26 protein-coding genes are annotated in these 25,961 nt (G+C 62.7%); 9 read left to right on the top strand and 17 right to left on the bottom strand.

Going from position 1 to position 25,961, the window contains the following annotated elements; translation table 11 throughout:
- On the bottom strand, positions 1 to 783 hold the full coding sequence (locus G9U53_RS07015) for an ABC transporter permease (RefSeq protein ID WP_007735497.1): 783 nt from the start codon (positions 781 to 783) through the stop codon (positions 1 to 3).
- A 10-nt stretch (positions 784 to 793) separates the two neighbouring features.
- Positions 794 to 1,798 (bottom strand): ABC transporter substrate-binding protein, encoded by a 1,005-nt coding sequence (locus G9U53_RS07010; protein WP_050656902.1) that lies wholly within the window; start codon positions 1,796 to 1,798, stop codon positions 794 to 796.
- A gap of 195 nt (positions 1,799 to 1,993) precedes the next feature.
- On the opposite strand from G9U53_RS07010, the gene G9U53_RS07005 reads away from it, so the two are divergent.
- From G9U53_RS07005 to G9U53_RS06995, 3 genes are read left to right on the top strand one after another with little or no spacing between them, the layout of a single operon-like run.
- Complete coding sequence (locus tag G9U53_RS07005; RefSeq protein WP_003946023.1) at positions 1,994 to 2,776, top strand: helix-turn-helix domain-containing protein; 783 nt, start codon at positions 1,994 to 1,996, stop codon at positions 2,774 to 2,776.
- Entirely contained in the window at positions 2,773 to 3,585 is an 813-nt protein-coding gene (locus G9U53_RS07000) for an alpha/beta hydrolase (protein ID WP_050656903.1), read from the top strand. Before G9U53_RS07005 ends, G9U53_RS07000 begins: the two co-directional genes overlap by 4 nt.
- Positions 3,586 to 3,627: 42 nt before the next feature.
- Positions 3,628 to 4,014, top strand: a complete 387-nt coding sequence (locus G9U53_RS06995) for a RidA family protein (protein WP_050656904.1) — start codon at positions 3,628 to 3,630, stop codon at positions 4,012 to 4,014.
- Between the two features lie 13 nt (positions 4,015 to 4,027).
- Here G9U53_RS06995 and G9U53_RS06990 read toward each other — a convergent pair whose 3' ends face one another.
- From G9U53_RS06990 to G9U53_RS06950, 9 genes are all read right to left on the bottom strand, one after another.
- Positions 4,028 to 5,278 (bottom strand): reverse transcriptase family protein, encoded by a 1,251-nt coding sequence (locus tag G9U53_RS06990; protein ID WP_082661502.1) that lies wholly within the window; start codon positions 5,276 to 5,278, stop codon positions 4,028 to 4,030.
- 240 nt (positions 5,279 to 5,518) lie between these two features.
- A complete protein-coding gene (locus G9U53_RS06985; protein ID WP_054187226.1) occupies positions 5,519 to 6,460 on the bottom strand; it encodes an ABC transporter substrate-binding protein in 942 nt (313 codons plus the stop codon).
- A gap of 41 nt (positions 6,461 to 6,501) precedes the next feature.
- Positions 6,502 to 7,209, bottom strand: coding sequence for a class II aldolase/adducin family protein (locus tag G9U53_RS06980; RefSeq protein WP_054187225.1), 708 nt, complete (start codon positions 7,207 to 7,209; stop codon positions 6,502 to 6,504).
- Positions 7,206 to 8,360 (bottom strand): LLM class flavin-dependent oxidoreductase, encoded by a 1,155-nt coding sequence (locus tag G9U53_RS06975; protein ID WP_007735501.1) that lies wholly within the window; start codon positions 8,358 to 8,360, stop codon positions 7,206 to 7,208. Before G9U53_RS06975 ends, G9U53_RS06980 begins: the two co-directional genes overlap by 4 nt.
- On the bottom strand, positions 8,357 to 9,466 hold the full coding sequence (locus tag G9U53_RS06970) for an LLM class flavin-dependent oxidoreductase (protein WP_058039345.1): 1,110 nt from the start codon (positions 9,464 to 9,466) through the stop codon (positions 8,357 to 8,359). The genes G9U53_RS06975 and G9U53_RS06970 overlap by 4 nt, the downstream gene beginning before the upstream one ends.
- The gene (locus G9U53_RS06965; RefSeq protein ID WP_007735503.1) at positions 9,463 to 10,503 is read right to left on the bottom strand and encodes an ABC transporter substrate-binding protein; all 1,041 of its coding nucleotides are present in this window, start codon (positions 10,501 to 10,503) and stop codon (positions 9,463 to 9,465) included. The genes G9U53_RS06970 and G9U53_RS06965 overlap by 4 nt, the downstream gene beginning before the upstream one ends.
- The gene (locus tag G9U53_RS06960; protein WP_007735504.1) at positions 10,487 to 11,329 is read right to left on the bottom strand and encodes an ABC transporter ATP-binding protein; all 843 of its coding nucleotides are present in this window, start codon (positions 11,327 to 11,329) and stop codon (positions 10,487 to 10,489) included. The genes G9U53_RS06965 and G9U53_RS06960 overlap by 17 nt, the downstream gene beginning before the upstream one ends.
- Complete coding sequence (locus G9U53_RS06955; protein ID WP_003946011.1) at positions 11,326 to 12,183, bottom strand: ABC transporter permease; 858 nt, start codon at positions 12,181 to 12,183, stop codon at positions 11,326 to 11,328. The genes G9U53_RS06960 and G9U53_RS06955 overlap by 4 nt, the downstream gene beginning before the upstream one ends.
- A gap of 4 nt (positions 12,184 to 12,187) precedes the next feature.
- Positions 12,188 to 13,240: an NrtA/SsuA/CpmA family ABC transporter substrate-binding protein gene (locus G9U53_RS06950; protein WP_050656908.1), complete on the bottom strand. Its 1,053-nt coding sequence runs from the start codon at positions 13,238 to 13,240 to the stop codon at positions 12,188 to 12,190.
- Between the two features lie 247 nt (positions 13,241 to 13,487).
- On the opposite strand from G9U53_RS06950, the gene G9U53_RS06945 reads away from it, so the two are divergent.
- From G9U53_RS06945 to G9U53_RS06930, 4 genes are all read left to right on the top strand, one after another.
- Complete coding sequence (locus tag G9U53_RS06945; protein WP_042448211.1) at positions 13,488 to 14,237, top strand: IclR family transcriptional regulator; 750 nt, start codon at positions 13,488 to 13,490, stop codon at positions 14,235 to 14,237.
- Between the two features lie 118 nt (positions 14,238 to 14,355).
- Positions 14,356 to 14,826 (top strand): NfeD family protein, encoded by a 471-nt coding sequence (locus G9U53_RS06940; RefSeq protein ID WP_007735511.1) that lies wholly within the window; start codon positions 14,356 to 14,358, stop codon positions 14,824 to 14,826.
- Positions 14,823 to 15,638 carry a slipin family protein gene (locus tag G9U53_RS06935; protein WP_050656912.1) on the top strand — a complete coding sequence of 272 codons (816 nt, stop codon included), beginning with the start codon at positions 14,823 to 14,825 and terminating at the stop codon, positions 15,636 to 15,638. Before G9U53_RS06940 ends, G9U53_RS06935 begins: the two co-directional genes overlap by 4 nt.
- A gap of 58 nt (positions 15,639 to 15,696) precedes the next feature.
- Positions 15,697 to 16,935, top strand: coding sequence for an HNH endonuclease signature motif containing protein (locus tag G9U53_RS06930; protein WP_165638506.1), 1,239 nt, complete (start codon positions 15,697 to 15,699; stop codon positions 16,933 to 16,935).
- A 65-nt stretch (positions 16,936 to 17,000) separates the two neighbouring features.
- Here the strand turns inward: G9U53_RS06930 and G9U53_RS06925 are convergent, their stop codons facing one another.
- On the bottom strand, positions 17,001 to 17,708 hold the full coding sequence (locus tag G9U53_RS06925) for a pyridoxamine 5'-phosphate oxidase family protein (protein ID WP_083058516.1): 708 nt from the start codon (positions 17,706 to 17,708) through the stop codon (positions 17,001 to 17,003).
- 97 nt (positions 17,709 to 17,805) lie between these two features.
- Here G9U53_RS06925 and G9U53_RS06920 point away from each other — a divergent pair, with 97 nt between their 5' ends.
- A complete protein-coding gene (locus G9U53_RS06920; protein WP_165638505.1) occupies positions 17,806 to 19,191 on the top strand; it encodes a PLP-dependent aminotransferase family protein in 1,386 nt (461 codons plus the stop codon).
- A 59-nt stretch (positions 19,192 to 19,250) separates the two neighbouring features.
- Positions 19,251 to 21,368, top strand: coding sequence for an FAD-dependent oxidoreductase (locus G9U53_RS06915; RefSeq protein ID WP_116057632.1), 2,118 nt, complete (start codon positions 19,251 to 19,253; stop codon positions 21,366 to 21,368).
- 7 nt (positions 21,369 to 21,375) lie between these two features.
- Here G9U53_RS06915 and G9U53_RS06910 read toward each other — a convergent pair whose 3' ends face one another.
- The 5 genes from G9U53_RS06910 to G9U53_RS06890 all read right to left on the bottom strand — a co-directional run bounded on the left by G9U53_RS06910 (position 21,376) and on the right by G9U53_RS06890 (position 25,955).
- Entirely contained in the window at positions 21,376 to 22,434 is a 1,059-nt protein-coding gene (locus G9U53_RS06910; protein WP_242692440.1) for a 2-oxoglutarate and iron-dependent oxygenase domain-containing protein, read from the bottom strand.
- Between the two features lie 143 nt (positions 22,435 to 22,577).
- Positions 22,578 to 23,681 carry an inositol-3-phosphate synthase gene (locus G9U53_RS06905; RefSeq protein ID WP_003945979.1) on the bottom strand — a complete coding sequence of 368 codons (1,104 nt, stop codon included), beginning with the start codon at positions 23,679 to 23,681 and terminating at the stop codon, positions 22,578 to 22,580.
- Complete coding sequence (locus G9U53_RS06900; RefSeq protein WP_003946014.1) at positions 23,674 to 24,237, bottom strand: PadR family transcriptional regulator; 564 nt, start codon at positions 24,235 to 24,237, stop codon at positions 23,674 to 23,676. Before G9U53_RS06900 ends, G9U53_RS06905 begins: the two co-directional genes overlap by 8 nt.
- 116 nt (positions 24,238 to 24,353) lie before the next feature.
- Positions 24,354 to 25,124: a DUF1707 domain-containing protein gene (locus G9U53_RS06895; protein WP_050656989.1), complete on the bottom strand. Its 771-nt coding sequence runs from the start codon at positions 25,122 to 25,124 to the stop codon at positions 24,354 to 24,356.
- A gap of 9 nt (positions 25,125 to 25,133) precedes the next feature.
- Positions 25,134 to 25,955: a DUF1707 domain-containing protein gene (locus G9U53_RS06890; RefSeq protein ID WP_050656990.1), complete on the bottom strand. Its 822-nt coding sequence runs from the start codon at positions 25,953 to 25,955 to the stop codon at positions 25,134 to 25,136.
- Between the last annotated feature and the right edge of the window lie 6 nt (positions 25,956 to 25,961).

The raw sequence follows: 25,961 nt of genomic DNA, 5'->3' as shown, positions 1-25,961 counted from the left end.
TCACGTCGTCATCCTCCTCGGGATGTAATGCCAGGCAAGTAAACGATTCTCGATCGCCATCACGGCGAAGGCGAGCAGCATTCCGAGTAGTCCGGCGACGATGATCAGTGCGAACATTCGATCGGGAACGGATTGGCTCAGCAGGATCTCCTTACCGAGTCCCGGCACGCCCGCGATCAATTCTGCACCGATGGTCAGCAGCAAGCTCAGTGTTGCCGAGATGCGAATCCCGGTGAAGATGTAGGGCATCGACGCCGGTGCGACGACGAGAGCGAGCCTGCGCCACAGTGGAAGTCGGAAGGATCGTGCGGTGGCCAGCAGTTCCGGGTCGACGTTGCGCACACCGTGAATCGTCTGGAGCAGAATCGGCCACACACTTACTGCCACGATCAGTGCCACCGCCATCCGTTGCGTCGGGCCCATGATCAGCAGAAAGAGCGGAATGATTGCGAGCGGCGGAACGGTTCGGCAGAAGTCGATGACGAAGCGGGAGGAGACCGTCAGGAACGGGTGCGCGGCGAGCAGCAGCCCTGCCGGGATTCCGATCACCAGGCACAGCGCCAATCCGATCGCCGTGGTGGTCACCGTTTGTCCCAGTGATGTCCACAACGAGGACGTGCCGAGCTCGTTCACAAAGGCCACTGCCACGTCGCTGAACTTCGGAATACCTTTGACGTCCTCGTCGCCGAGCATTCCGAAGATCTGCCAGGCGGCTGCCAACGCGAAGAGCGTCAGCAGCCGACCGAGCAGAACCTGCCTGCGGCGAGTCTGCAGGGTTGTCAAGGCGGACAACTCAGTTGGCCGGGGTCAGCAGGGATTCGGCCTCGACCGAATCCGTCAGTACCCCGTACTTGACCAGCAGTTCGATCTCCGTGCCGAGAGCACCCGGTTCCACTACTGCGACGAACTGAGGATTCTTGCTGTTGGCCAGCATTTCGAGCGGAATCTTGGCTTGTGTCGAGAGTGCAGCCTTGACCGCGCCCGGATTCTGATTGGCGTAGTCAACTGATTTGGCAAGCGCGGTACGGAATTTCGCGAGTGAGTCAGGGTTCGCATTGACAAACGATTCCGAAGCGACCAGCGAGGTCCCCGGTACACCGGGTGCGGCCAAGGGGAAGGGGTGGCCGAGGATCTTCAGCCCCGAGTCGGTTGCTTTACTCAGGAACGGATCGATGAGGAATGCCGCGTCGGCCCCGCCGGTGGAAACCAGGTCGCCGAGGTTGGGCATGGGCGCCTGAATGAACGAGACCTTGTTCGCTGCTCCGCCGGATTTCTCCACCGCGGCAGAGATGACTGCTTCGCTGACGGACTTCAAACCGCTGATCGCGACGGTCTTGCCTTCGAGGTCACGGAAGCCGCTGATGGAACTGTCCTTGGCGACCACGAGACCGGACTGGTCGACGCTGTCATTTGCGGCAAAATTCGTGAGCCCGCCGACAATGGTGACGGGCATGTTCTGGCTCCGTGCCTGAATTGCGGCAGCGGCAGTCGTGGCTGCCATATTTGCATTTCCGCTGAGCAACAACGGAATTTGAGCCGAGGAACTAGCGCCGCCCTCCACGAGTTGGATGTCGAGTCCCTCATCGGTGAAGTACCCCTGCTCCATGCCGAGCCAAATCGGTGCGAAGTCCGCGATCGGCTGAGGTGCGATTCGAATCGTGGTGGTCTGGGTGCCCCCGTCGTCGGAGGCCGTGGCGTCGCTCGAACAGCCTGTCAGTGCCAATGCCGCGGTCGCGACTGCGGCCAGGGCAACAACTCTGAACCGTGGTGTCGACCGAAGGGTAAGTCCAACCGTCATGTCCGAAAACCTCTCGCTGGGAAAGATATGACTTCCTTGCCGGTAATCCGGTGGGAAGGTGAAGACGCTCAAAGAATTCCGTACGCCGGAACGATTGTTGTGACTATAGTAATTTCCTAGGCGAATGCCAAGGGTTTTCCAAGAACACGAGATTTCGGATCGCCGGGTACATCCACGGCACCGGGAGGGGATCGGATGACGAAGGGTTCTGCGTCCGCCGTCGACAAAGCGCTGGATCTACTCGAGGCCATCGCGCGCTCGACCACGCCGATGAAGCTCAGCGAACTGGCAGAAGAAGTCGGGATGCTCCGCCCGACTGCGCACCGAGTGCTCGGAGAACTCGCGAACCGTGGTTGGGTCTTCCGCTACGACGGTCGCTATCTCCCCGGCCCGGCTGCACTGCAGGTTTCCCACGAAGCGGCAGCGCATTCGTTGGCGGCCTTGTGCGATCCGACCATGCGGGTGCTGTCCGAGAGCACGGACATGATGGTGAATCTGCAGGTTCTCGAGAGCGGCGGGACGCGGATCATCGCGGCGCTGCGTCCCGAGCGACTCAAGATGATCACTCGTATGCTCGGGGATCTGCTTCCGCCGCACCGGTTCGCGGGTCCGCTCGCGTTGGTGGCGGCACTCGAGGACAACACCCGGGCGCCCTACCTGGCGATGGTGGAGAAGAGTGGCTATCCACTGGAAGGACCCACCGGCTTTCTCGCCGACATCGCCGAGACGCAGAAAACCGGATTCGCCGTTGTCCACAAACGATCTCAGGACATCATCGGTTCGGTCTCGCGTGCAGTGTCTTCCCGCAAGGGGTCTCCGCTCTGTGCGTTGACGGTGATCGGTTTCGATACCGACTTCGATGCGAAAACGACGCGAATGGTCGAAGAACACCTGCTGCGGGCCACCGATGAAGTGCAGCAACTCCTCACTGACCACACTTCGGGCAAGCGCCCGTCCGACACAGGAGAACAAGGATGATTTCAAGGACCGAGGGCTTCATCACCGTCGCAGACGGCGAACGGGTCTGGTACGAGACTGCCGGCGAGGGCCCGGATCTGATTCTCACGCACGGTCTCGGCGGAAATGCGGCCGTCTGGTACCAGCAGGTGCCCTACTTCGCTCAGCACTATCGGGTGATCAGCTGGGATCAGCGAGGATTCGGCCGCTCTACCAACGAGAACGGCAACCACGGCCCGGTAGCGGCAGTCTCTGATCTGATCGAAATCATGGACCTGTTGGCGGTTGATCGAGCGCACGTGGTCGGCCAGTCGATGGGCGGTTGGGCCGCATTGGGGACCGCGATCGCTGTTCCGGACCGGGTGGAGTCGGTAGTCCTGGCCTGCACGACCGGCGGCATTCCCGTCGGATTCGGTCCGGACAGCGCACCTCCCCTCACCGCAGCACCCGTCACCGCGCGGCCCCTGGGGGAGCATCCCGCTGTGGGCGGACGGTTGCCGAGCTTGGACATGGCGAGGGCATACCTGTACCAAGCTCTCGGCACCTTCGGTCATCGCCCACCTGACACCGAGTTCTTCCGAATTCTCAAGGCCCACAACTACTCGCCGAGCGATCTTGCCGCGGTGACGGCGCCGGTTCTGCTGATCGCGGGTGAGCTGGACGATTTGATGACACCCGAGCGGATTCGCAGCGCCGCCGAGTTCCTGCCCCACGCCGAAGTGGTCGAACTTGCCGACCGCGGCCACTCCCCTTATTTCGAGGACCCACACGCGTGGAACGAGTTGGTGGCGCACTTCCTGGCCGATGTTCGTGCGCGCCCAGTGCGCTGAAACGCCAACTCGTCACGCATATTCTAACTCCGAGGAGATCTAATGGATTCATCTCAGACCGTCGAGTTCATCCCACCCGCTTTCGATACGCCGTTCTCCACCGGAGTGCGCGTCGGAGACGTTCTGTATCTGTCGGGTCAGATCGGCATGCTCCCGGACGGGACTTTGGCCGACGGCTTCGAAGCGCAGGCTCGTCAGACCATGGAGAACATCGTGGCTTCGCTGATCGCTTACGGTTCCGGCGTCGAAGCAATCTTCAAATGTACTGTCATGCTTGACGACATGTCTCGTTGGCAGGAGTTCAACAAGGTCTACCTCGAGTACTTCCCGGCGTCGAGACTGCCGGCCCGCAGTGCGTTCGGAACAGACGGACTGGCACTGGGTGCGCACATGGAAGTCGAATGCATGGCCTACACCCCGCGGTTCTGACTGCTCGCGGGCACTAACCGTCCCAATCCACACGTTCAGCCAGGCGCAGCAATGTGCGTCGGCGTGTAGTGCTGGTTTCGCCGATGTGCGCGATCCGGCCGTAGATGTGGGCGCGGAAGTTCTCCACGCCATCCCGATTCTGTTCCTGCGCAGAAGTGCTGGCGGCATTGTGCAGCAGGGCGCGCAAGCGATCGTAGTCGTCGCGCGGATACGAGGGTTGGTCGTTGATCACCAGCCCGGTGAGGTGTTGGCGTCGATGAGGGCGCATCACCTTGGTCTTTCGTGGATGGATGGCAAACCCTTCGTCCCTGGCGATCTGCTCGACCGTCCAGAGGAGGGTGCCGACGTCGGCTACTTCGATTCCAGAGAACGCGAGGTCGTCGGCGTATCGGGTGTAGGTGAGCCAGTTCGCTTGTGCGAGTCCACTCAAGCGGATGTCGAGTTTGCGTGCGACGAGATTCGCCAGTGCAGGCGAAGTTGGCGCGCCTTGCGGAAGATGCGCGGTGCGTAGCTGTGATGCCTGTGCATACGGAAGGCCGCGCAGGGTATCGGCAGGTGTTGCAACAGTGCACAATCCGGTGAGAACACCTGCCACTGCGGGTGGATAGCCGAGGGCTGTGAAGACGGCGTGAACGCGGCTGCCGCTGATCGAGGGGAAGAACTGCGCGAGGTCGACGCCGATCACGATTTCCGACTGTGCGTGCGGCGCTGCAAAAGTCAGAGGGCTTCGACCACGGACAAATCCGTGTGCCGCGTCGTGCGGGGGCACCAGGTCGAGGATGCGGCGCAGGATCTTCCGCTGAATTTCGCGCAATCGGGGTTTCGGTACCTCGAGGAGGCGAGCGCCGGCCTTCTTGCTGATCTGCATCGGCCGGTAGTGGCGTAGCGGTCGGGGTTTCGTGCGGAGCCATTCCCCTCGGTCGGCGAACCACTCGAGTTCGGAGATCGTCAGATCCAGTGAACGAGCCAGGTCCACACTGGTGTTGTAGCGGGGAACGTCGAACCGCCACACCGAGGTTTCATTGGTGTCCAGTGAGAGAGGAACAGGCCGCAGGCGAGGTAGTTCGCGAAGCAATCGATACAGAGTCTGCGGTTCGAACGGTGGAGCGGGCATGAGGTCGAGAACGCGCACGGCCAGGAGCGTCGGGGAAACGTCGAAGACGGTTCCGAATGCCTCCTCGAGGCCGCTGAGGGTCCACGGAGCGTCAGCGGCCGCAACGGCCAGACGACGCGCCAACTCGGGATCGAGCTCGAAGTCACGCATGATTCGACTCCGGGATGCGACGGGGCGGGGTGACCAAATCCTTTGTCCGGTGCGGCGGCAAGCACGCGGAGCGTGCCGAACGCCGGTGGACGCAGTATCCAATTCTTCTGGCCGACCCAGGGGTTACCCCTGAGACTGGTCGCGTGGACCAACTCTCACCCACGCGCCGCCGCATTCCTTCACAATGGCAGACCGTTCGGTATCTGTCACGTGTGAAGCGGATCTGTCAGGAGTGGGTCCTCAGATCGACGAACGATCCGAACCGACGAACTCGCTGATCCACGGCACGACTGCTTCGCGGACGGTGACTGCCTTCGGCAGTAGTCCGTTGCTCAGCAGGAGATCGGCCGCGCGCTGCTGCTCGTCCAGGAACTCGTCGGTGACAGGGTTGACACCGAAAGGACGTCCGCGCAGTGCAGCTTCCCAGGCATCGAGGCTCGCGGACCCGCCACGCTTCTCGACGTCGTCGACGAAGACCTGGGCGGCTTCGCGGGGGTTGGCTTCGATCCAGGCGTCGGATTCCTGCAGGGCCTCGATGATCGCCTGGAGGGCCTCCGGGTTGGTATCCGCGAAATCGCGCCGGGTGAACCACAGTGAGGGGTGGCTGAAGAGTCCGTCGGTGGCGATCAGCGTGCGCAGTTCGTGGTTCGCTTCGATGTCCGTCAGCCCCGGGTACGCGCCAACCCAGGCATCGATGGTGCCGTCGACGAGGTCCGCTCCACCACCGCGTACGTCGGTGTCGACAGGGACGATGTCGGACCAGGTCAGCCCCGCCTGATCCAAGGCGAACAACAAAAGTGTGGTCTGCCACGATCCGTGCGCGATGCCGACGCGCTTGCCACGCAGGTCCTCAACCGTGTTGATCTCGGACTCTGCCTTGACTACCAGGCGCCCGTTCTCCACGCGGGGGCCGGAGATTCCGATGTAGACGAGATCGCGGCCCTGGGCCAATCCGGTGACGGGCGGCGTGAATCCGGTTCCGATCACGTCGTATCCGCCCTCCTCGAACAGCCAGTCCGAGTGCAGGGTCGGCAAGGCGTTTTCCGGGTTCACTGCAGGCTTGGCGGGAAGCTCACGCAGGTCCACCCACTCGACATCGGGGAGACGGCGTTCGAGGAATCCGGTGTGGCGCAGTACGAACAGCGAATTGTTGTGTGGGAAGTATCCGACGCGAACGGTCATGAGATCTACGGTTTCCTGTTCTGAATCAGTGATGGGGGTGGCTAGATGAGGCCGCGTCGACGCGCCTCGTCGGCGAGTCCGCTACGGCCCCACTGCACGACGAGGTTGGATGGATCGAATTCAACCGAACCGCCGAGGGATTCGGCGATCGCCTGGAACTGGGCGCCTTCCTCGAGGAGGACGACGAACTTCGCGAGGTCGAGCAACCCGCTGCGGCCGATGACGTTGACCCCGCCGTTGGCTTCGAAGATCGCCACCAGATCGGGATCGTGTTCGAGACGCTCGAGAATGAAATCGCCTGCAGAACGGGACCGATCGATGTGCGGCGGAATCTCTCGGGAGAGCGTCAGCCTCTGCGAAGCCGCATAGCGGATGGGTAGCGTCCGATGTGTCTGTGCCCAACCGCCGAGCCACGGTGTGTGGATGTGGACAACGCTGGTGATTTCCGGATGCTGACGGAAGACCGATGCGTAGCCGGTGACAAATCCGGCCGATCCGTTGCCGGACAGCACCTCTCCATCGAAGGTGGCGACAACCGGTGACACCGACGGATCGTTCGCCCACGGTCCCGGATCGTTCAGGGCGACCGCGATTTCGGTGCCGGGTACTCGTTCGACGAAGTTGACGGTCCCGTTGGCTGCAACCGTTCCGGTCTTGCGGAAGACGTCGAATGCCTTGTCTGCTGCTTTGCGAGCTTCTTCGACGAATGCTGCGGTTTCGGTGTCGAGTCGAGTTTCGGTGGTGGTCATCGAGTCTCCAGTCCAGAAGGTGTGATCGGGGTGCGCTGCAGGAGGGGAAGAACTTCTTCGCCGACGCGGTATGCCTCTTCGAGATGCGGGTTACCGGCGAGGATGAAGGCGTCGACGCCCAGTTCGCGCAGCTCGTCGAGTCTTTCGGCGACCTGCTCGTAACTGCCGACCAGTCCGAACGCCGGTCCGCCGCGGATGAGGCTGAAGCCGCACCACACGTTGGGTTGCACTTCCAGATCTCGGTAGCCGGTGATGTGTTCGGGTACCCAGCCTTTGATGCGGGCGGCGCCCACCGAGTCACCCTGGGCTGCACGGTCGGCGGCCCCCTTGTCGACGAAGGCCCAGCCTTTCTCGATCTCGGCCCACGCGGCTTCTTCGGTGTGCCGGGCTACGACGTCGATGCGTACGGCGAATTTCGGCGTGCGTCCCAGTTTGGCCGAGTTCTCCCGCACCCCGTCGATCTTGGCTCTGAGATCGGCGTACGGCTCCAGCCAGGAAAGGTAGTAATCGGAGTGCAGTCCGGCGGCGGCGACGGCTGCGGCCGAAGATCCGGAGAAGTACACCTCGGGAAACGGTTGGCCGGCCAGTCCGGTTGGCAGTGCAGCGCCGTGGGTTTGGAAGAAGCGACCGTCGAAGTCGAAAGGTTCACCGTCCCACACACCTTTGAGGACATCGAGGAACTCGGACGTCCTGGTGTAGCGATCGTCGTGGTCGACTTTGTCGCCCCACCACAGCTGAGGCGCTCCGCCTCCACCACTGATGATGTTGTAGACCAGACGTCCACCGGTTGCGCGCTGCAGACTGGCCGACATTCGCGCGGCCTGGACCGGGTGAAGGAACCCTGGTTGGAACGCAACCATGAAACGGTACGTGGTGGTCTCGGCGGCCAACGCTGCTGCGGTCGCCCACGGATCCTCGGTCATCGGGAAAGACGGCAGCAGTCCACCGAGGAACCCTGCGGACTCGGAAGCCTTTGCCACCGCTGCCATGTGGTCGATGTAGCTGTATCCGTCCAACTCGCCGCCGCGGATCGCGGGAGCAATGTTGCCCGGCCCGTATCCACCGGCATCGCCGCGGTTGTAGCGACGCGGAGTACGCAGCGACGCGTGGTCGCCTTCCATCCCGATCCGCCAATAGAAATCGATGCTCATGCGGTGGCCTTCTCTTCTGTGGTGGCCTTCTCTTCCTTGCGGATCCGACCCTCGGGATCGACCAGGTGCAGGAGATGCTCGCCCGCCCGGTGCAGCTCTTCGATGTGTGGCCGACCGGACAGGACGAAACCGTCCACGCCGAGATCGCGATACGACGACAATCGCTGCGCCACTTCCTCGTAGCTTCCGACGAGGCCGATACTGTGCTCGTAGCCGATGCGGTCGAATCCGGACCACAGGATGCCGCCACGATCGATCTCGAGTGCCGCGGAATCGGATTCTCTCAGTTGCCGTTCGACGCGAGCCCAGGCTTCGTCCGCTGTTTCCCTCGCGATGATCGGGATGCGCAGGACCTTCTCGACGGTCCTGCCGAGTTCGGATGCTCGGTCGTCGAGGGTGGTGATCCGTGTCGACAACTCGTCGCCGGCAAGGGTGAACTGATGGACATCGGCATGGTGGGCCGAGAGTTCCAGAGCTTCCGGTGAGTCTCCGGTCAGATGTACTCGGGGAAAACGGAGTCCCGACAAGATGCCTCGGAATCCGCCGCCGAGTACGTCGTAGTACTCGCCGTCGAAGTCGTAACCCGTGCCGCCGAATCCGCCAGGGAGAATCTGCTCCTCGTTCCATACGCCACGGGCGACGGTCAGGAACTCCGCGGCGCGCGCGTAGCGGTCGGCTCCTCGAACCACGTCGCCGCGAGCAGCGGCGTCTTCGGGGTCCGTCTCTACCTTCACTCGCCATTCGAGACGACCTGCCGACAGGCGCTGAAGTGTCGCCGACATTTTGGCGGCGTAGACGGGGGTGCCGAAAGTGGGGTGAAACTCCACGACCACTCGCGAATGACGCGTCTGACGTAGGGCGGCGGCAGCAACGGTCCAGGATTCTTCGCCATTCGGATCGTACGGTGCGACAACGCCGTCGACGCCCGACAGTTCGGCGGCGAGAACGATCTGTGCCAATTCGTCGAAGGGCCCGAAGTTTCCGGGACGAACATCGGTCGCGACGGTAGTCGGTCGCTGCGGCCCGAAGCCGCCGCGACTGTTCAGTGCGGCCACCGCCCGGCGTCCGTCACCGCGAGACGGTAGCTCCCAGTAGACGTCCGTCATTCTGCTGTGCCCTTCTGCGCAACGAGGTTGCGTGCCTGTTCCAGTGGTTCGTGCGCCACCCAGGACTGCAGGTCGAAGTCGGCGGCAAGGAAGCCGTGCGCATACAGGAATTGTTTCTGCACGCCGAGCAGGTCCACACGCTCGTCAGACAGGCTCAAATGCAGTCCGGTGTGGAAGTTCTCGCCGTACGCTGCCACCACACCTTCGGGCCCCGACTGTGTTTCGGTCTGCAGAACGGCTCGGACCTCGTCGATGTTGGCTGCGGCCCAGTCCGCCGCTCTCAGGCTCTCGGCGAGGAAACCCACGACGATGTCCGGGCGTTGTTCGAGTAGGTCGGCATGAACTGTGATCGGTCGTGGGGTGCCGTTGTTGACGCGATCACGTAGCGATGCAGTGGAATCGAGATCGACGGCCACCGCGAGACCGTGTTCGCGGGCAACTTCCTGGGCGCGGGCACCCTTGACGTAGATGGCGTCGACGTCGCCGCGTAGCAGGGATTCGACGCCCCACGTCGTGTTGCGGGTGGACGAGGCGGTGCGGACCTCGGGGGCTGCCGTCGTCGCAACCTCGACGAGAGTGACGTCGGCAAAACTCAACTCGCCGAGTCGAAGTGCGGAGGCGAAGCCGTGCAGGGCCATGGCACGGGGGAAGCTCCTGGCCTGATCTGCCGCCCAGGCCGGGATGCCGATCCGAGCGCCTGCCAGAAGACCGGCTTCTCGGATGTCGGAGTCTCCGCGCACCAGGATTGCCTGGGCCTCGTCGATCCAGGTGAGCCCGATGAGCCTCGTCGGAGAACCACTGGCACGCGCGGCCAGTGCGGGGACGTTGCCGCCTTCGCGAATGAGTCCGGAGAGGTGGTGATCGAAATGGCGCACTGCCAATTCCGGTCCGGCATCTTGCAGTACGCCGAAACGCACTCCGGATTCGTTTGCCGTCCGGTCGAGCCAACCGAGACTGTTGGCGAGGCCGCTGGCGGTGGGAACGGGGCAGCGGGTGTACCAGAGTGTGTCGATTGCGGAATCAGCGATCAATGTCATGACTGTCCTGTCCGTCGGGGAAGGTGCGACCGACGCCGAGTTCCTTCAGGAAACTCGCTCGGTAGCGTAGAGATTCGGGATCGTTCCGATCGCGGGGGCGTGGCAGGTCGATGTCGACATCCACGGCAAACCCGCCCTTGTCGAGGATGAGCACACGGTCGGCAAGTCGTACGGCTTCGTCGACGTCGTGCGTGACGAGCAGTACTGCCGGACGGTGGCGGGCGACCAGATCGCCTACCAGGTCTTGCATTTGGAGCCGTGTCAGAGCGTCGAGGGCTGCGAACGGTTCGTCGAGCAGTAATAGTTCAGGTTCGCGAACCAGAGCACGAGCCAATGCGACGCGTTGGGCCTCGCCGCCGGAGAGGGTGGCCGGCCAGGCGCGGTGCTTGTCCGCGAGGTTGACCTCGGCGAGTGCGTTGCGTGCATTGTCGGTGACCTGACGTGACCGTTTCTGTCCGACTGTGACATTGGCCAGAACTCGCTTCGACGGGATCAATCGCGGTTCCTGGTAGACAACCGTGCGGTCGCGCGGAACCAGCACCTCGCCGCTGTCCGGTGCTTCCAAACCGGAGAGCACTCGCAACAGGGTCGTCTTGCCGGTACCGCTGGGGCCGAGGAGAACGACGAACTCGCCGCGCGTGATCTCGAGGTCGATACCGCCCAGAACAGTCTTGTCACCGAACGACTTACGCACTCCGGTGAGCGAGACCGCTACCGGTGATCCGGCACGTCGCTCGGCCGCAGTGGTGCCGGTCCGCTCACGGGCTGCCAACGGCGGCAGAGGTGCTTCGGTGGATGGCAGCGAGCCGATGGTTGTATTCGTCATCGCGCCACCGACAATCTCCGCCACGGCATGGAGTACCGCTCGATCAGTCTGACGATTGCGTCGAAGATGAGTCCCAGTGCCGCGTACATGACGATGCACAGAACCATGTAGTCGGTGCGGTTGTATTCCTGCGCCAGGGTGACCAGATATCCGATGCCCTCACGTGTGCCGACCTGCTCGGCGGCGATCAATCCGGTGATGCTGAGCGACAGGCAGATTCGAAGCCCCATCAGAACACCGGGGAGGGCGGTCGGAAGAATTGCTCCGAACACCAGTCGCCAACCCGTCAGGCCGAAACCTTGTGCCGCTTCCACCATCTTGCGATCGACTCCGCGCACTCCCAGGTAGGTGTACGCGTACATGGGGGCGACGGTCGCGACGGCGATCAGGACTACCTTGAAGGTTTCGTCGATACCGAACCAGGCGATGAACAACGGAACGAGCGCGAGGAACGGAACCGCGCGGTTGATCTGCATGGTCGAGTCGATCAGTTCTTCGCCGAGCGAGGAGAGACCGGACAGAACCCCGAGCACCAATCCGACGATCACACCGACCGAAACACCGAGTGCGGCACGTTGAAGCGACGCGAGACCGAAGTCGACCAACTGACCCGACTGGTACAGCTCGGCGAATGCCGTCCACACCGCCGGAGGTCCGGCCAGGATCTCTTCGCGGATCAGTCCGGTAGCGGATCCGATCCACCATCCGGCAACCAGCAGCGCGGGCACGAGGAAGCGGAGTGGGATCGAGACCCACTTGGGCCTGCTGCGATTGCGGCGGTAGCGGGGCGTTTCGAGTTGCGGATGCTCCACTGACGGCGACGCAGTTCGTGCGGGCCGGGTCAGCGTCACCATCGGGTCACTTCCCCTCGGTGGTGGGCGCTGCCGCTGCCGAACCTGCCACAGCACCCTGGAGGTCGAAGATCACGTCACTGCCCTTGATCGGCTGCTGGATCACCTTGTTGTCGGCGAACAACGTGGAGATCGATTCGAGGTCGGTAGCGTCGGCTGCAGTCGGGTAGCGGAAGTTGGTGATCTGGCCGCCCAGGGTGATCGCGTCGTCGAGTCGCTGTCCGGAGAGTGCGCGCGGACCGGTCTGTTCGAAGACGTTCTCGAATGCTGCCGGGTCGGCCTGCTGCTTCGCGGTGAGTTCCTGGGTGACCTCGAGGAACTTCTGGACCACTTCGGGATGCTCTTCGAGTACTACGGTGCGGCCGGCGATGATGGTGCTGTCCACGGAGTCGATGCTCGCCTCGGTTGCGATCTCGACCGCGCCCTTGGCCTTGGCCTCCTGATACGGAATCAGGAACGATGCCCACGCGTCGACCTGCCCGGTGGAGAACGCCGACGCCGCGTCAGCCTGTTGCAGCGGAACACGTTCGACGGAATCGATCGGCACTCCGGCCTGCGTCAGGGCCTTGAGCGTGATGTACTCGCCCTTGCCTGCAGGGTTGACGGCAATGCGCTTGCCGGCCAGATCTGCGACGGTCTTGATGCCGGACTCCGGAGTGGCGATGATGCCGGCCTGGTCCTTGTTGTACGGGTCGGACGTGGCGAAGATGCGGACACCCACGTCCTTGGACAGTGCGCCGACGACGGGACTGTATGCGCCGGTTTGGATGTCGAGTTCACCGCTGTTGAAGAGTTTGAGGTTGGAGCTGAATCCCGGTGTGGTCTTGACCCATTCGATCTTTGCGCCCAGCGGTGCCAGAGCCTCGTCGTAGGTTCCGTCACGCTTGCCGACGGCGATGGCACCGGAGTTTCCGGGATCGAAGACCTTGAGCGTGAAGTCTGCGCTGGAATTGCCTGCGGCGCTGTCGGAATCGGAAGACCCACACGCCACCGCCAACCCGGCCAGCGGGATCATGGCGAGCGCAGCGGCAGCTCGTGGCAGTCGGCGGAAGCGGGACATGTATGTGGCTCCTTCAGGCGTTGAATCGTCAGAACTGACGACGATGACGCTATTGGGTGCCTGTCCGTTTTACCCCCGTTTGTTTTCTGGAGATTGGAAATCTTGACAACATCGGAAGTCTGTTCATCTGGGCTTTTGCAGGTCCACGTTCGGTTCCTTTCCATCTGATGGAAAGGATGGCCGGACTGCTGGGTCCGTGTTAGCGTCCGATTCTCAGGTCGATCAGGCCACAGCGAAAGGATCGTTCGTGACGGACGCACGCGGCGCGGGAGTTCAGACGGTAACCCGTGCCCTGACCATGCTCACATGTTTTCGCAGTGGCGAAGAACTGGGAGTCTCGGAAGTTGCGCGGCGACAAGAGCTTGCGGTCAGCACCACGCATCGATTGCTGCAGTCGCTCGTCGACGCGGGATTTCTCGAGAAGGACGACGCAACCAGTCGGTATCGCATCGGCGCGGCGCTGGCGGCTTACGGACAGGTCTCCTACCGGCAGCATCGGATCTATCTGTCCGAGCCCTTTTTGGAGCAATTGGCCGCGACGACAGGAGCATCCGCTTCCCTGGCAGTGCGAAGCGGAAGTGAGGTGGTGTTGCTCGGATTCAGTCGGTGGCGCGAGGCCGACGGGCACGTGCTGCAGGGTGTCCGCCTTCCCTTGCATGCGAGCGCACTGGGGAAAGCCTTTCTGGCTTGGTCCGATGTCGACGATTCCGAGCTGGCTGCGCTGCCACGTGAAGCGACCACTCAGCGTGCGATCACCGATGTCGCCGGTATCCGCCGGGAACTGGAACTGACTCGTGAGCGAGGATACGGATTCAACGACGAAGAGTTGACCCCGGATTTCCGAACGATCGGAATTCCGATCATCGATGGATCCGGCACTGTGCGTTACGCTCTCGGGCTTCGTGGTCCGGTCGAGCTGATGATCGACGAACGGATTCCGTTTCTCGCCGACCTTGCCAAGGTGACTGCACGACAGATCGGTGAGGTCCTTCTCTGACGTGATGTGAAAGCGCTTGTGGCAGATCCGGCCGAACGTGATTACCGTTGAAGTCGAGGGCGCGATCGCACAATGGCTACGCGACGTGACCGCGTCCTCGCGAGCGTGGAGACGAGTGATGACGACGATCGGTGTCGTTGCCCTGTTGCTGGGCGTCCTGTTGATCGTGGTCGAGGCGCATGCCCCAACCGCGGGGGTGCTCGGTGCGCTTGGAGCACTCATGATCGGTGCCGGCGTGTGGATGCTCTTCACGTCCGACGGTATCGGGCAATTGATCGCGATTCCGGTGACGGCGGGGGTCGCGGTAGTCGGCCTGGGCGTGGTGGCGGTAGCGAGTCGAAAAGCGCTTACCGCGCGCCGCGCTCCCGTGCGTACGGGGACGGAATCTCTTGTCGGCTCGGACGCGACCGTTCGCAGTTGGACCGGTGCGCAGGGTCAGGTCGAGCTCGACGGCGGATTATGGCGTGCTCGAATGGAATTCGGGTACGACGATTCTGTGCCCGCCGTGGGCGAATCCGTCGTCGTAGAGCAGGTTCGAGGCCTGACTCTGAAAGTGCGCCGTCGTGAACCGTGGGAGCTGCCGCTATGACCACCGTGCTTGTCGTGTTGTCCGTGTTTGTCGTGCTGATTGCAGTCCTTGTGGGCATGTCGGTGAGAGTTCTGCGCGAGTACGAGCGCGCGGTGGTGTTCCGCCTCGGTCGACTGATCACCTTGAAGGGTCCTGGTCTGGTGATTCTGGTGCCGGCGATCGATCGTATGGAGCGGGTCAGTCTGCGAACCGTCACGCTGAAAATACCGGTCCAAGAAGTGATTACCCGCGACAATGTTCCTGTGAAGGTCACCGCCGTCACGTACTTTCGGGTCGTCGACGCTGACCGTTCGATAGTCGAAGTCGAGGATTTTCTGGCCGCCACCTCACAGATCGCCCAGACCACACTGCGCTCCATCCTCGGTAAAGCTGAGCTGGACTCGCTGCTATCCGAACGTGAACGCCTCAACGAGGATCTGCAGAAAGTCATCGACCAGCAGACCGAACCGTGGGGAGTCAAGGTCACGACCGTCGAGATCAAGGACGTCGAGATTCCGGCCAACATGCAGCGCGCCATCGCCAGGCAAGCAGAGGCCGAACGAGAGCGGCGAGCCAAGATCATCAACGCCGACGCCGAGTTTCAGGCTTCGGCCAAGCTCGCCGAGGCGGCCGAGGTGATCAGCCGCAATCCGACCACCCTGCAGTTGCGTTATCTACAGACGCTTCACGAGATCGGTAGTGAGAACAACTCCACCGTTGTCTTCCCCTTGCCGCTGGATCTTGTCCGGCCCTTTATCGGTGGCGGAGTTGCGGCAACTCCCGCGACCCAAGAACCTGCCCGTTTCGTCTGGAATGCGAAAGTTGTTGATTAGCATCTAGTTTCGGTTACCATCCCTTGTGTTCGAAACTGTGTTCGATTAAACTTTGAGTATGGACAGTCGGGATGCGTGGCAACTGGATGGCGAGGACCTCAAGGGTGAGGTTCTCGATCTGGTGCGTGTCCGACACGAGTTGCAGTCGCGGATGGTGTTGCTGATCGTGGAGATGTTTTCCCGGGACGTTCTCGGTGGGAAGGGTTTTCGGGCGATCGCTCAGTGGTTGCATGGTTCGACGAATTTGGAGATCGGTGAGTGCAGTCTGCTGGTCGGGTTGGCGCGGTTGTTGATGCTCGAACCTGTTGTCGCGGATGCGTTTCATCGCGGTGACGTGGATGCGTTGAAAGCCCGTCAGGTGGCGTCGTTTTGTCAGCATCCGCCGAAGAACATGACCCTGGCGGATGTGGACAAGGCTCGCGGGATCCTGCTTGGCCTGGCGTCGCAGAACATTGCCGATTGTGATGCGGTGCGGGCGGCGATTCGGCGGATCGAGAAGCAGTACGGCAAGCGCGAGGACGGCGTCCCGGTCGGCGAGGATTCCGAACGTAACGAGTTCTACGCCTCGAAAGGCTTGTACGGGCGGGTCACTGTGAAGGGTGATCTGGATGCGATCAACGGGGCCCGGTTGATCACGTTGCTGTCGAGCCTGTCTGCGCCGACACCGGAGAAAGACGGCGTCAAGGACACGCGTACGCCGGCATTACGACGGGCGGACGGGTTCTGCGAATTGTTGCGCCGGTACGAGCGGGCGGGGTTGGGTCCGATCGAAGGCGGAGTGAAACCGCACATCACAGTCACCGCGTCCGCGAAAGACATGACCGACCTTAAAGTTCTGAAAGACCTGTTGCCGTCCACTGAGGAGTTGGGGTTCGCGTGGACGGATTGGGTGGGCCCGATCAGTATCGACACCGCACGGATGCTGGCGTGCGACTGCACGGTCACCCGGATCTTGTTGGACGAGAATGGTGTTCCGCTCGACTGCGGTAAGGAAGCGCGAACGGCGACGGTTCCGCAGCGGCGGGCGTTGGCGGTTCGTGATGGTGGGTGTGCGTTTCCGGGGTGCGGGACACCGTCGGGGTGGTGCGATGCTCATCATATTGTTCACTGGAACGATGGTGGCCCAACAGATCTCGACAATCTGATCTTGTTGTGCGGTCATCACCACCGGACACTGCACCACACCGAATGGCGGGTGGAGATCGGACCCGACCGAAAAACCGTGTTCTATCCACCGATGTCGGTTGATCCGTATCAACAGCCGATCGGCGGGAACAGCCCACCTACAGCAGCCTGAACGGGCGCAACTGAATACGTACACACCGGGGCATAGCCATGCCCCGGTGTGTACGGCGTGTGCGGTCAGAGCATCGTCGAGATATGGTCCGGAAGCGCGACACCTGAGTCGAGATCCTCGGACGGGATCGGTTCACCGAAGTGCGTAGCTGCGGGAACTACTCCAGCCCAAACGGTTTCGATACCGATGTCGGCGGCATCGTCGCCGGGGCCGCCGGTGCGGGCCTTGACGGAAGCCTCGTACAACGGCAGTGCAAGAACGATGGTTGCCGCCATTTCCTTGCGCGTGTGATCCCGAAGGTGTTGGGAACGTCCGGGAACCACCTGGTCGACGATCAGATTCAAAGCCTTCACGCGCTCGTCGCCGTCGGTCACGACTCGAGGTGATCCGATGATGACGCCGCTGCGGTAGTTCATCGAGTGGTGGAAGCCCGACCGAGCCAACACGAGCCCGTCGAGGATCGTGATGGTGATGCAGATTTCGCTGTCGGGAGCCAAACTCCGTGAAGCGACTGAACCGTGAACATAAATAGATCCGCCGCGGTCGGGGCCGTCGAGGTCGAACCCGTAGGCGGTGGGAAACACCATGGGAACTCCGCCGACGGTCACACCCATGTGGCACAGCTTCGCGGACTGCAAGACGTCGACGAGTGCCGCGCGTTCTGCGACGCCGTGGTGGCGGGCGCGCTTGTGCGTCGTACGTGCTGTCGGGGACAGCGGAATAGGTGCAGTGGGGGCAGGAGCAGGGGCAGCAAAGACAACGGAATCTGTCATGCAGACAATGCTGGTGGCAAAGTGGCTTCAAGTCATGGTCCAATCAGTGGAGACTTCGATAGGCCACTTCGATTTGCCACTTCCGGGAGGGTTCTGAATGTTTCTGCCTTCGGCGGTAGCCGTCGTCCTCGACCGGACAGATCGGCGGGCGCTCCCGATCCAGATTGCCGACCACCTCAGAGCTGATATCCGCAGTGGTAAGGCGGCAGTGGGTCTGAGGTTACCCAGTTCCCGGAAGCTGGCGGCGGAGCTCGAGGTGGCGCGGGGCGTCGTGGAACGGGCGTATGAGCAGTTGATCGCCGAGGGTTGGCTTGTCGCTGTGCACGGCTCAGGCACCTTCGTTGCCGAGGCGCCCTCCCCCATGGTCACTCCCACGACTACACCGAAGAAGGGCGCCGACAAGATGTCACCCAGGGTGCAGCTCCGGCCGGGCGTGCCGTGGACGCCACCGCGTGCATCGGCAGCGTGGCGGCGGGCGTGGCGTGACGTCGGGTCCAAACCGCCACCTTTCGAGGATCCCGATCCTGCGGGTGACTACGAATTGCGTTCGGCACTATCGGAATTACTGGCAAGAGCCCGTGGAATGTCGGTTGAACCCGAGAGAATCCTGATCACCTCAGGTGCCACGCACGGTCTCGGCCTCGCCCTGTCGGCTCTGCGTACCCGTGGTGCTGTTCTGGCGATGGAAGATCCCGGATACCGGTATGCGTCCTCGGCCGCAACAGCCTGTGGATGGTCGCTGCTCGACGTGCCCGTCGACGCTCATGGTCTCTGTGTCGACCAACTCGAAACTGCGTCGGAGAGCGTCCGTGGCGTGTATGTGACACCGTCCCATCAGTATCCGACGGGTGGGCTGCTTCCGGTAGGTCGGCGCAACCAGTTGATCGAGTTCGCCCGCGTCCGCGACGTCGTCCTGTTCGAGGACGATTACGACTCCGAATTCCGTTACGACGTAGCGCCTTTGCCTGCGCTTGCCCAGCTGGCTCCTGATCGGGTGGTGTATCTCGGAACAGTTGCCAAGACGCTCGGCGCCGGAATTCGATTGGGCTGGTTGGTGGCTCCCCTCGACCTGGTCGACCGCATAGCAGTACACCGCAAGCGAATCGGCGACTTCCCGTCGGTTCCGCTGCAGCAAGCACTCCTGTCCCTGCTCCGTGACGGCGAATGGGATCGAGCGGTGCGTACCGCCCGGCGCAGGTACCGGGAGCGTGATCGGGCGGTCGAGGAAGCGCTGTCATCGTTCGGTGAACTGCGGGGTCTCGGCGCCGGCATGCACACGACGCTCATGCTCGACGCGGATCTGGCAGCGACCGTCGCTCGCGAGGCACTTGAACACGGCGTCGAAGTGCCCACCCTGGTCGAGTCCACCCGAACGCACGGAGACCCCGGCGGATTGGTCATCGGCTACGGGCGAGTGGAATCCGCGGACCTCGAATATGCGCTCGAGGTGATAGCCGAGTGCCTCGCACGTCACAGCGCGTGAAGTCTCGTTGATCGGGAGTGCGGCAACGGATGGGCGTGGTCCAGTTCTAGCGTCTGCTCGTGACGATCCGAAGCCAGACCTTTCCGCACCTGCTCGCACCAGGCACCATCGGCCCGATGACCGTGCCCAATCGCGTGGTTCTCCCTGCGATGGACATGAACCTGTGTGAAGACGGGGAAATCGAAAAGGGCGACATCGACCACTTCGTGGCGCGTGCAGCTGGTGGAACGGGTCTGATCATCACCGGTTGCTGCGCTGTTGCGTATCCGCTGGGCTGCACCAGCCGCAAGGAACCGGGGCTTTCGGAAGACCGGTTCATCCCCGGTCTCAAGGCGTTGGCCGACGCAGTCCACGACGCAGGCAGCAAGCTCTGTGTGCAGATGACACACCACGGCAAGGTGGCGCGCATCGATACCCTCGACGGCCGACCGCAGTTGGTCCCGTCCACGCCGAAGCCGCCGGGTGACATGAGCGCGATGGCCGATTGCACGCCAGAAGAACTGGGCAAGATGGCTGCCATCAACGAGGGCAAGAGGGCTACGTACCACGAGGCAACCAAGGAAGATCTTGATTGGCTGGTCCGCATGTTCGCCGAGGCTGCCGGACGGGTGAAGGCGGCGGGCGGCGACGCCGTCGAGATTCACTGTGCCCACAACTACGTCCTCGGAGCGTTCCTGAGTCGATACACGAATCAGCGCAGCGATGAGTACGGAGGTTCCATGGAGAACCGTGCTCGCCTCGCTTGTGAGGTCATTCGAGCGGTCAAGGAGGAGGTCGGCGGTGCGCTCGCCGTCATCGTGCGTCTGGCCGGTCAAGAGTACGGCGAAACCGACGGGCTGACCGTCGACGAGGCTGCTGCGGCCGCGAAGATGTTCGAAGAGGCCGGAGCTGACGCCATTCATGTCACCGGTACCGCGCTGAATGCTTTTGCCAACTTCACCGACGGACCCCTGCCCGACAAGGTCGGCTACTACACCGACAACGCAACGCGAATCAAGCAGGCGATATCGATCCCCGTGATCACGGTCGGACGTATGCTCCCCGAGGTCGGCGAGAAGATGATCGCGGAAGGTCGCACGGACTTCGCCGCAATGGGCCGTCAGCTCCTGGCCGATCCACAGCTGGTGAACAAACTCAAAGACGGTGTACCCGAGCGGGTTCGGCCTTGCATCAATTGCTACGTCTGCGTGCAGGAGAACTTCTGGGACGAGACCCCGCTGTGCGCGGTGAACCCTGCCCTGGGCAACGAAGCGCTTCTCCCCTTCGTTCGGACCAGCACTCCGAAACACATTGTTGTGGTCGGAGCGGGCCCCGGTGGTCTCGAGACGGCCCGCGTGGCCGCTGAACGTGGGCACCGAGTCACGGTGTTGGACAAGTCCGATCGCCTCGGTGGCACCCTGTGGTTCTCGAGCCTCACTACCCCGGACAACGGGCGTCTGCTCAGCTGGTTGAAAGTGGAAATCGAGCGTCTCGGTGTCGATGTTCGACTGAAGACCGAAGCCTCGGTTGCCTCGATCCGGGCACTGAACCCCGACGCCGTAGTCGTGGCCACCGGTGCGGTTCGTGAGCGGCCTAGCGTTCCGGGCGGTGATCTCCCGCACGTGCACACCGGTGATTCGTTGCGCGCGTTGATGACCGGAGCGGGAGACGTCTCACAGGTACCGCCGTTCCTGCGGACGATGGCCAAGTTGGGCAAGCTGTCCGGTATTACCAAGAGCCCCGCGGCGATCCGAGCTGTGACCCGCAAGTTCCTGCCCATGGGTAAAGACGTTGTCGTGATCGGTGGTTCGCTTGTCGGACTCGAGCTTGCGGAGTTCCTGGCCGAGCGAGGTCGCACTGTGACGCTGATCGAAGAAGGCCAGCAGTTGGGTATTCCGATGGCGATGCCGCGCCGCTGGACGGCGGTGCGCCACGCCAAGCATGTAGGTGTGAACATTCACCGCAATTCAACGGTGCAGCGCATCACCAAGGAGCACGTCGAATTCCGTTCCGGTGACAAGACACTGACCGCTCCGGCCGACATGGTTGTCGTCGCCTCGGGAGTGTCGGCGCAGGCGCCACTGGCCGATTCTCTGATCGGCGTCGTCTCCGACGTGCACGTGGTCGGTGACGCGGTGAACGTCGACTACATCGAGGGCGCGATGCACACGGCGTGGAAAGTCGCGATGGATCTGTAGTTCAGCGTCAGGTAGCGCTTTGTGCCGCAACGATGTCCGGCCACCAGCGGGCCGCGACATCGGGGTGCGCACGTAGTCGACTCTTGAGGGCATTCGCCCCGTAGGAATCGTGGATCGGGTTGTTCGCGTCCACGGTGACGCCGGTGGCGCGCGCCGCGAGCTCGGGAGGTAGGTCGAACTCCGGGATCTGCGCTGCGTAGTTCGGGTTGAAGAAGAACGGCACCGAGATACGTTCACCGTCGCCCTCGGGTGAAACTACCCGGTGCACAGTCGCTTTCAAGTAGCCGCCGGTAGCGACCTCGAGCAGTTCGCCGATGTTGACCACCAGCGCCCCGTCGATCGGCGGCGCGTCGATCCAGTCGCCGTCGTGCTCGACCTGCAGACCGCCTTTGCCCGGTTCGACATAGAGCAGAGTCAGCACACCCGCGTCCTTGTGTCCGCCGACGCCCTGGGAGCCGGCACCTTTCGGGCGGCCCGGGTAACGCACCACCTTGATGAGGATCGACGGATCGTGAGCGAACGCGTCGTCGAAGATGTTCGCATCCTGGCCCAGGGCTACCGCCCATTCGCGTAAGAGGCTCAATGCGATCGAGGTGAGTGTGTCGTTCCACTCGGTGATGACGTCGCGAAGTTCGGGAAGGGCGTCTGGCCACTGGTTGGGGCCCTGCAGAATCTCCCAGGCCGGTGAGGTGTCGGTGCGCTCGGCCGCGGGCTGCTCGGCGCCGATGTCGATCTGCTCGCGCCAGTCCTGCTTGCCTTCGGTCAGTTCGCCGCCGAGCCGGGTGTACCCACGGAAGTGCGGGCTGCGGACGTTCTCGATCGCGAGCTTCTCGGCAGTCGGCAGCGCGAAGAACTCGCGGGCGACGGCGAGGAGGCGGCGCTGCAGTTCGTCGGGAATTCCGTGGCCGACCAGGTAGAAGAATCCGACCTCGTGGGTGGCCTCGCGGAGCTGAGTGCGGAACTGCTCGGCGGTGTCGGAGTTCTGCGCAAGCGACAGATCGAGCACTGGCAGCGACGTAATCGACATGGGGTCCTCGATCCGTGTGATGGTTCTGATGTCCATCATTCCACGCTGAGCGGCACCCGGACCCGCACGGCAATTCGGCAGCCGCAGGCGTGATTACCCGCGCGGATGCGGAAACACCCTGCGGATAACAGATTCGGGGTCTTGCGCCATTGGCGCAAGACCCCGAATCAGCGTGAACTAAATCAGGCCTCGTCGGCTCCGATGATGAACGCTTCGAGCTCGATGCGAGCCTTGTCGTCGGCCATCTGGACCGGCGGGGACTTCATCAGGTAAGCGGAAGCCGGGTAAACCGGTCCACCGATGCCGCGGTCCTTGGCGATCTTGGCTGCGCGGACGGCGTCGATGATGATGCCGGCAGAGTTGGGCGAATCCCAGACCTCGAGCTTGTACTCCAGGTTCAGGGGAGCGTCGCCGAAGGCGCGGCCTTCGAGGCGGACGTATGCCCACTTGCGGTCGTCGAGCCACTCCACGTAGTCCGAGGGACCGATGTGGACGTTGCGGTCGTGAACCTTGCCGGCAAGTGCGCCGGTCAGGTTGGACGTCACGGCCTGGGTCTTGGAAACCTTCTTGGACTCCAGGCGATCACGCTCGAGCATGTTCTTGAAGTCCATGTTTCCACCGACGTTGAGCTGGTAGGTGCGGTCCAGCACGACGCCGCGGTCTTCGAACAGCTTCGCCATCACGCGGTGGGTGATGGTGGCGCCGACCTGGCTCTTGATGTCGTCACCGACGATCGGGACGCCGGCGTCCTTGAACTTGGCAGCCCACTCCGGGTCGGAAGCGATGAAGACGGGCAGAGCGTTGACGAATGCCACGCCTGCGTCGATCGCGCACTGTGCGTAGAACTTGTCAGCGTCGTCGGAACCGACGGGCAGGTAGGAGACGAGGACGTCGACCTGAGCGTCCTTGAGTGCCTTGACGACGTCGACGGGCTCGGCGTCGGACAGCTCGATGGTCTCGGCGTAGTACTTGCCGATGCCGTCGAGGGTCGGGCCACGCTGAACGGGAACGTCCAGGGGCGGGACGTCGGCGATCTTGATGGTGTTGTTCTCGCTCGCGAGGATCGCCTCGGAGAGGTCGAAGCCGACCTTCTTGGCGTCGACGTCGAACGCAGCGACGAACTGCACGTCGCGGACGTGGTACTTACCGAACTTGACGTGCATGAGGCCGGGGACCGTCTGGGTCTCGTCGGCATCCTTGTAGTAGTGGACGCCCTGAACCAGGGACGAGGCGCAGTTACCCACGCCCACAATGGCTACGCGCACCGCGGTGCTGTTCTCACCCATGGTCGGGTTCTCCTTCTTTCCGGGATGTTCCTGTTGTCGATTGCTCGGCTGCGATCAATTCGTTGAGCCAACGCACTTCGCGTTCACTCGATTCGAGTCCGAGCTGATGGAGCTGACGGGTATAGCGGTCCAGCGATCCGCTGGCCCGACCGACGGCCTCGCGGAGCCCCTCACGGCGCTCCTCGACCTGGCGTCGCCTGCCTTCGAGGATCCGCATCCGCGCTTCTGCGGGGGTGCGGCTGAAGAAGGCGAGGTGAACGCCGAAACCGTCGTCGGTGTAGTTCTGCGGCCCGGTGTCGGCGACCAGTTCGGTGAACCGTTGCCGACCTTCCGGAGTGAGCTGGTAGACGCGACGCGCCCGACGCTTGAGCGTGCCGGTGGCAGTGTCGACGTCTTCCGAGATCAATCCGTCGGCTTGCATGCGCCGCAGTGCCGGGTACAGCGATCCGTACGAGAACGCGCGGAATGCGCCGAGCAGACCAGTGAGCCGCTTACGCAGCTCGTATCCGTGCATCGGTGACTCGAGGAGCAGCCCGAGGATTGCGAGTTCGAGCAACTGACAAACCTCCCGAGTCGTTGAACCTAACCGCTTGATGCGATAACCAACTATATCGCGCCGATATATAAAACCACACTGCGGCCCGATACGTGTACCAAGGTGTCACGGCTAGATCAGGGGGTGAACGGGTAGATCGACATGATTTCCCCGTCGAGGCCAGCGGTCAGGTACCCGCTCTCGTCGAGGTCGTTGCCGACGTGAATCTGGATGGTCGGAACATTTTCGGTGCTATCGACAGAGACGTACCGAGTGGTCGGATTTTGCACCGACGTCGTTGTTCCGGCGCCGTCGAGCAGGGCGATCACGATGCGAGGATCGAGCTGTCTGACGTCGATCTGTGTCACGTCGGGTTCGCGTGATCCTCCTGAAGTCGTGTCCTCGAGGTCGCCTCGGTAGTAGCTGTCCAGGCTCTTGCGCGGCGCGGCAGGATCGGCGCGCGTTACGCGTGCATAAGTGGGATAGATGGTCATCTCGTCGACCAGTCCGCTGCCGTACTCCGTTTCGATGGCATGGAACATCGCCCCCAGGCCGTCGACGGTGTGTAACTGTGGCTCGGGGCTCGAGAAGATCGTGACGTCGGACGCGGCGTATTTGATTCCGAAACCGACAGCCGAGACCAGTGACAGCGCGATGATCACAACGGCGATCCAACGCGTGTCGAGCGAAGGTTCTTTCCGAAGAATGGGTAGGGACGCCTCGGTCTGCAGATCGGACGTCAAATCTTCGAGATCGCCGAGAGTGACTGCCACCGCGGCGAGTTCGGTCAATTCGTCGTGCTCGGTCGCCGTGAGTTGTCCGTCGGCGAAGGCGGAGTCCAGCACTGCGCAGGTAGCCTCGCGATCGGCATTGCGAGCGCGGGTGGTCCTGGTCAGATCGTTCGGCATGTCCGGGGCCTATCGAGGAGTGAAGGGAGACAAGCGGATCGGGCGGCCATCCGGGGTCAAATCCATTGAGCCGCTCGCGCCGAGGTTGTTGCTGGCGTAGATGGAGACGCGTGGATCGTCGCTCGACGAACTCATGCTGATGTGTGTGATCTCGGCGTCGGGGACGTTGAGATTTGCGGACACTCCTGCCAGATATCCGGCGAGTTTGTCGATGTCGACGGCAGCGAGGTCGAAGGTGACGGTGCTGGCTGCTCGAGTCGACGTGCTGTCGCGTGGTGTGAAACCGCCTCGAAAGTCGATGTCTTCCTCCAGGTTCGGCGAGACAGCGGCGGCGCGAGTGACGCTTGCATAGCCGTCGTAGAAGTTGGCGGAATCGATTATCGTCGTGCCGTACTTGGCGCTGTATCTGGTGATGAATTCCCCGATCCCGCTTGCGGTGACCGTGTTCAACGTCGAACTCACAATGGGGGCAAGCGGTTCGACGTTTTCGGCTGCCGCCGGTGGAGGCGGTGGGGGTGAAGGGTCGGCGGACAAGGTGAGGTACCCGATCAGGCCGGCGAAGATAGTCGATGCGGCTGCGAGGTACCAGATCTTGTCGATACGGCGAACTTTGGCGACGGCGTTGCGCAGCGTTGCTTTCTGCAGATCGCGGACCAGCAGATCGAGCTGTCCGAGCGTGGTCGCGGTCATGGCCGCAGCCGTCCGGTTCGCGTGCTCGTCGACCGTGATCTGGCCGTCGGACAGAGCCGTATCGAGAACGGCGCAGGTATCGGAACGGTCGACGTCGCGCGCACGGGTGCGCGTAGAGGTAGTAGTCGGGGACCCACTCACCGGCTC

It is taken from the genome of Rhodococcus sp. D-46, assembly GCF_011290655.1.
GTDB classification, from domain to species: Bacteria; Actinomycetota; Actinomycetes; order Mycobacteriales; family Mycobacteriaceae; genus Rhodococcus_F; species Rhodococcus_F qingshengii.
This window is presented reverse-complemented; position numbering and strand designations above follow the sequence as displayed.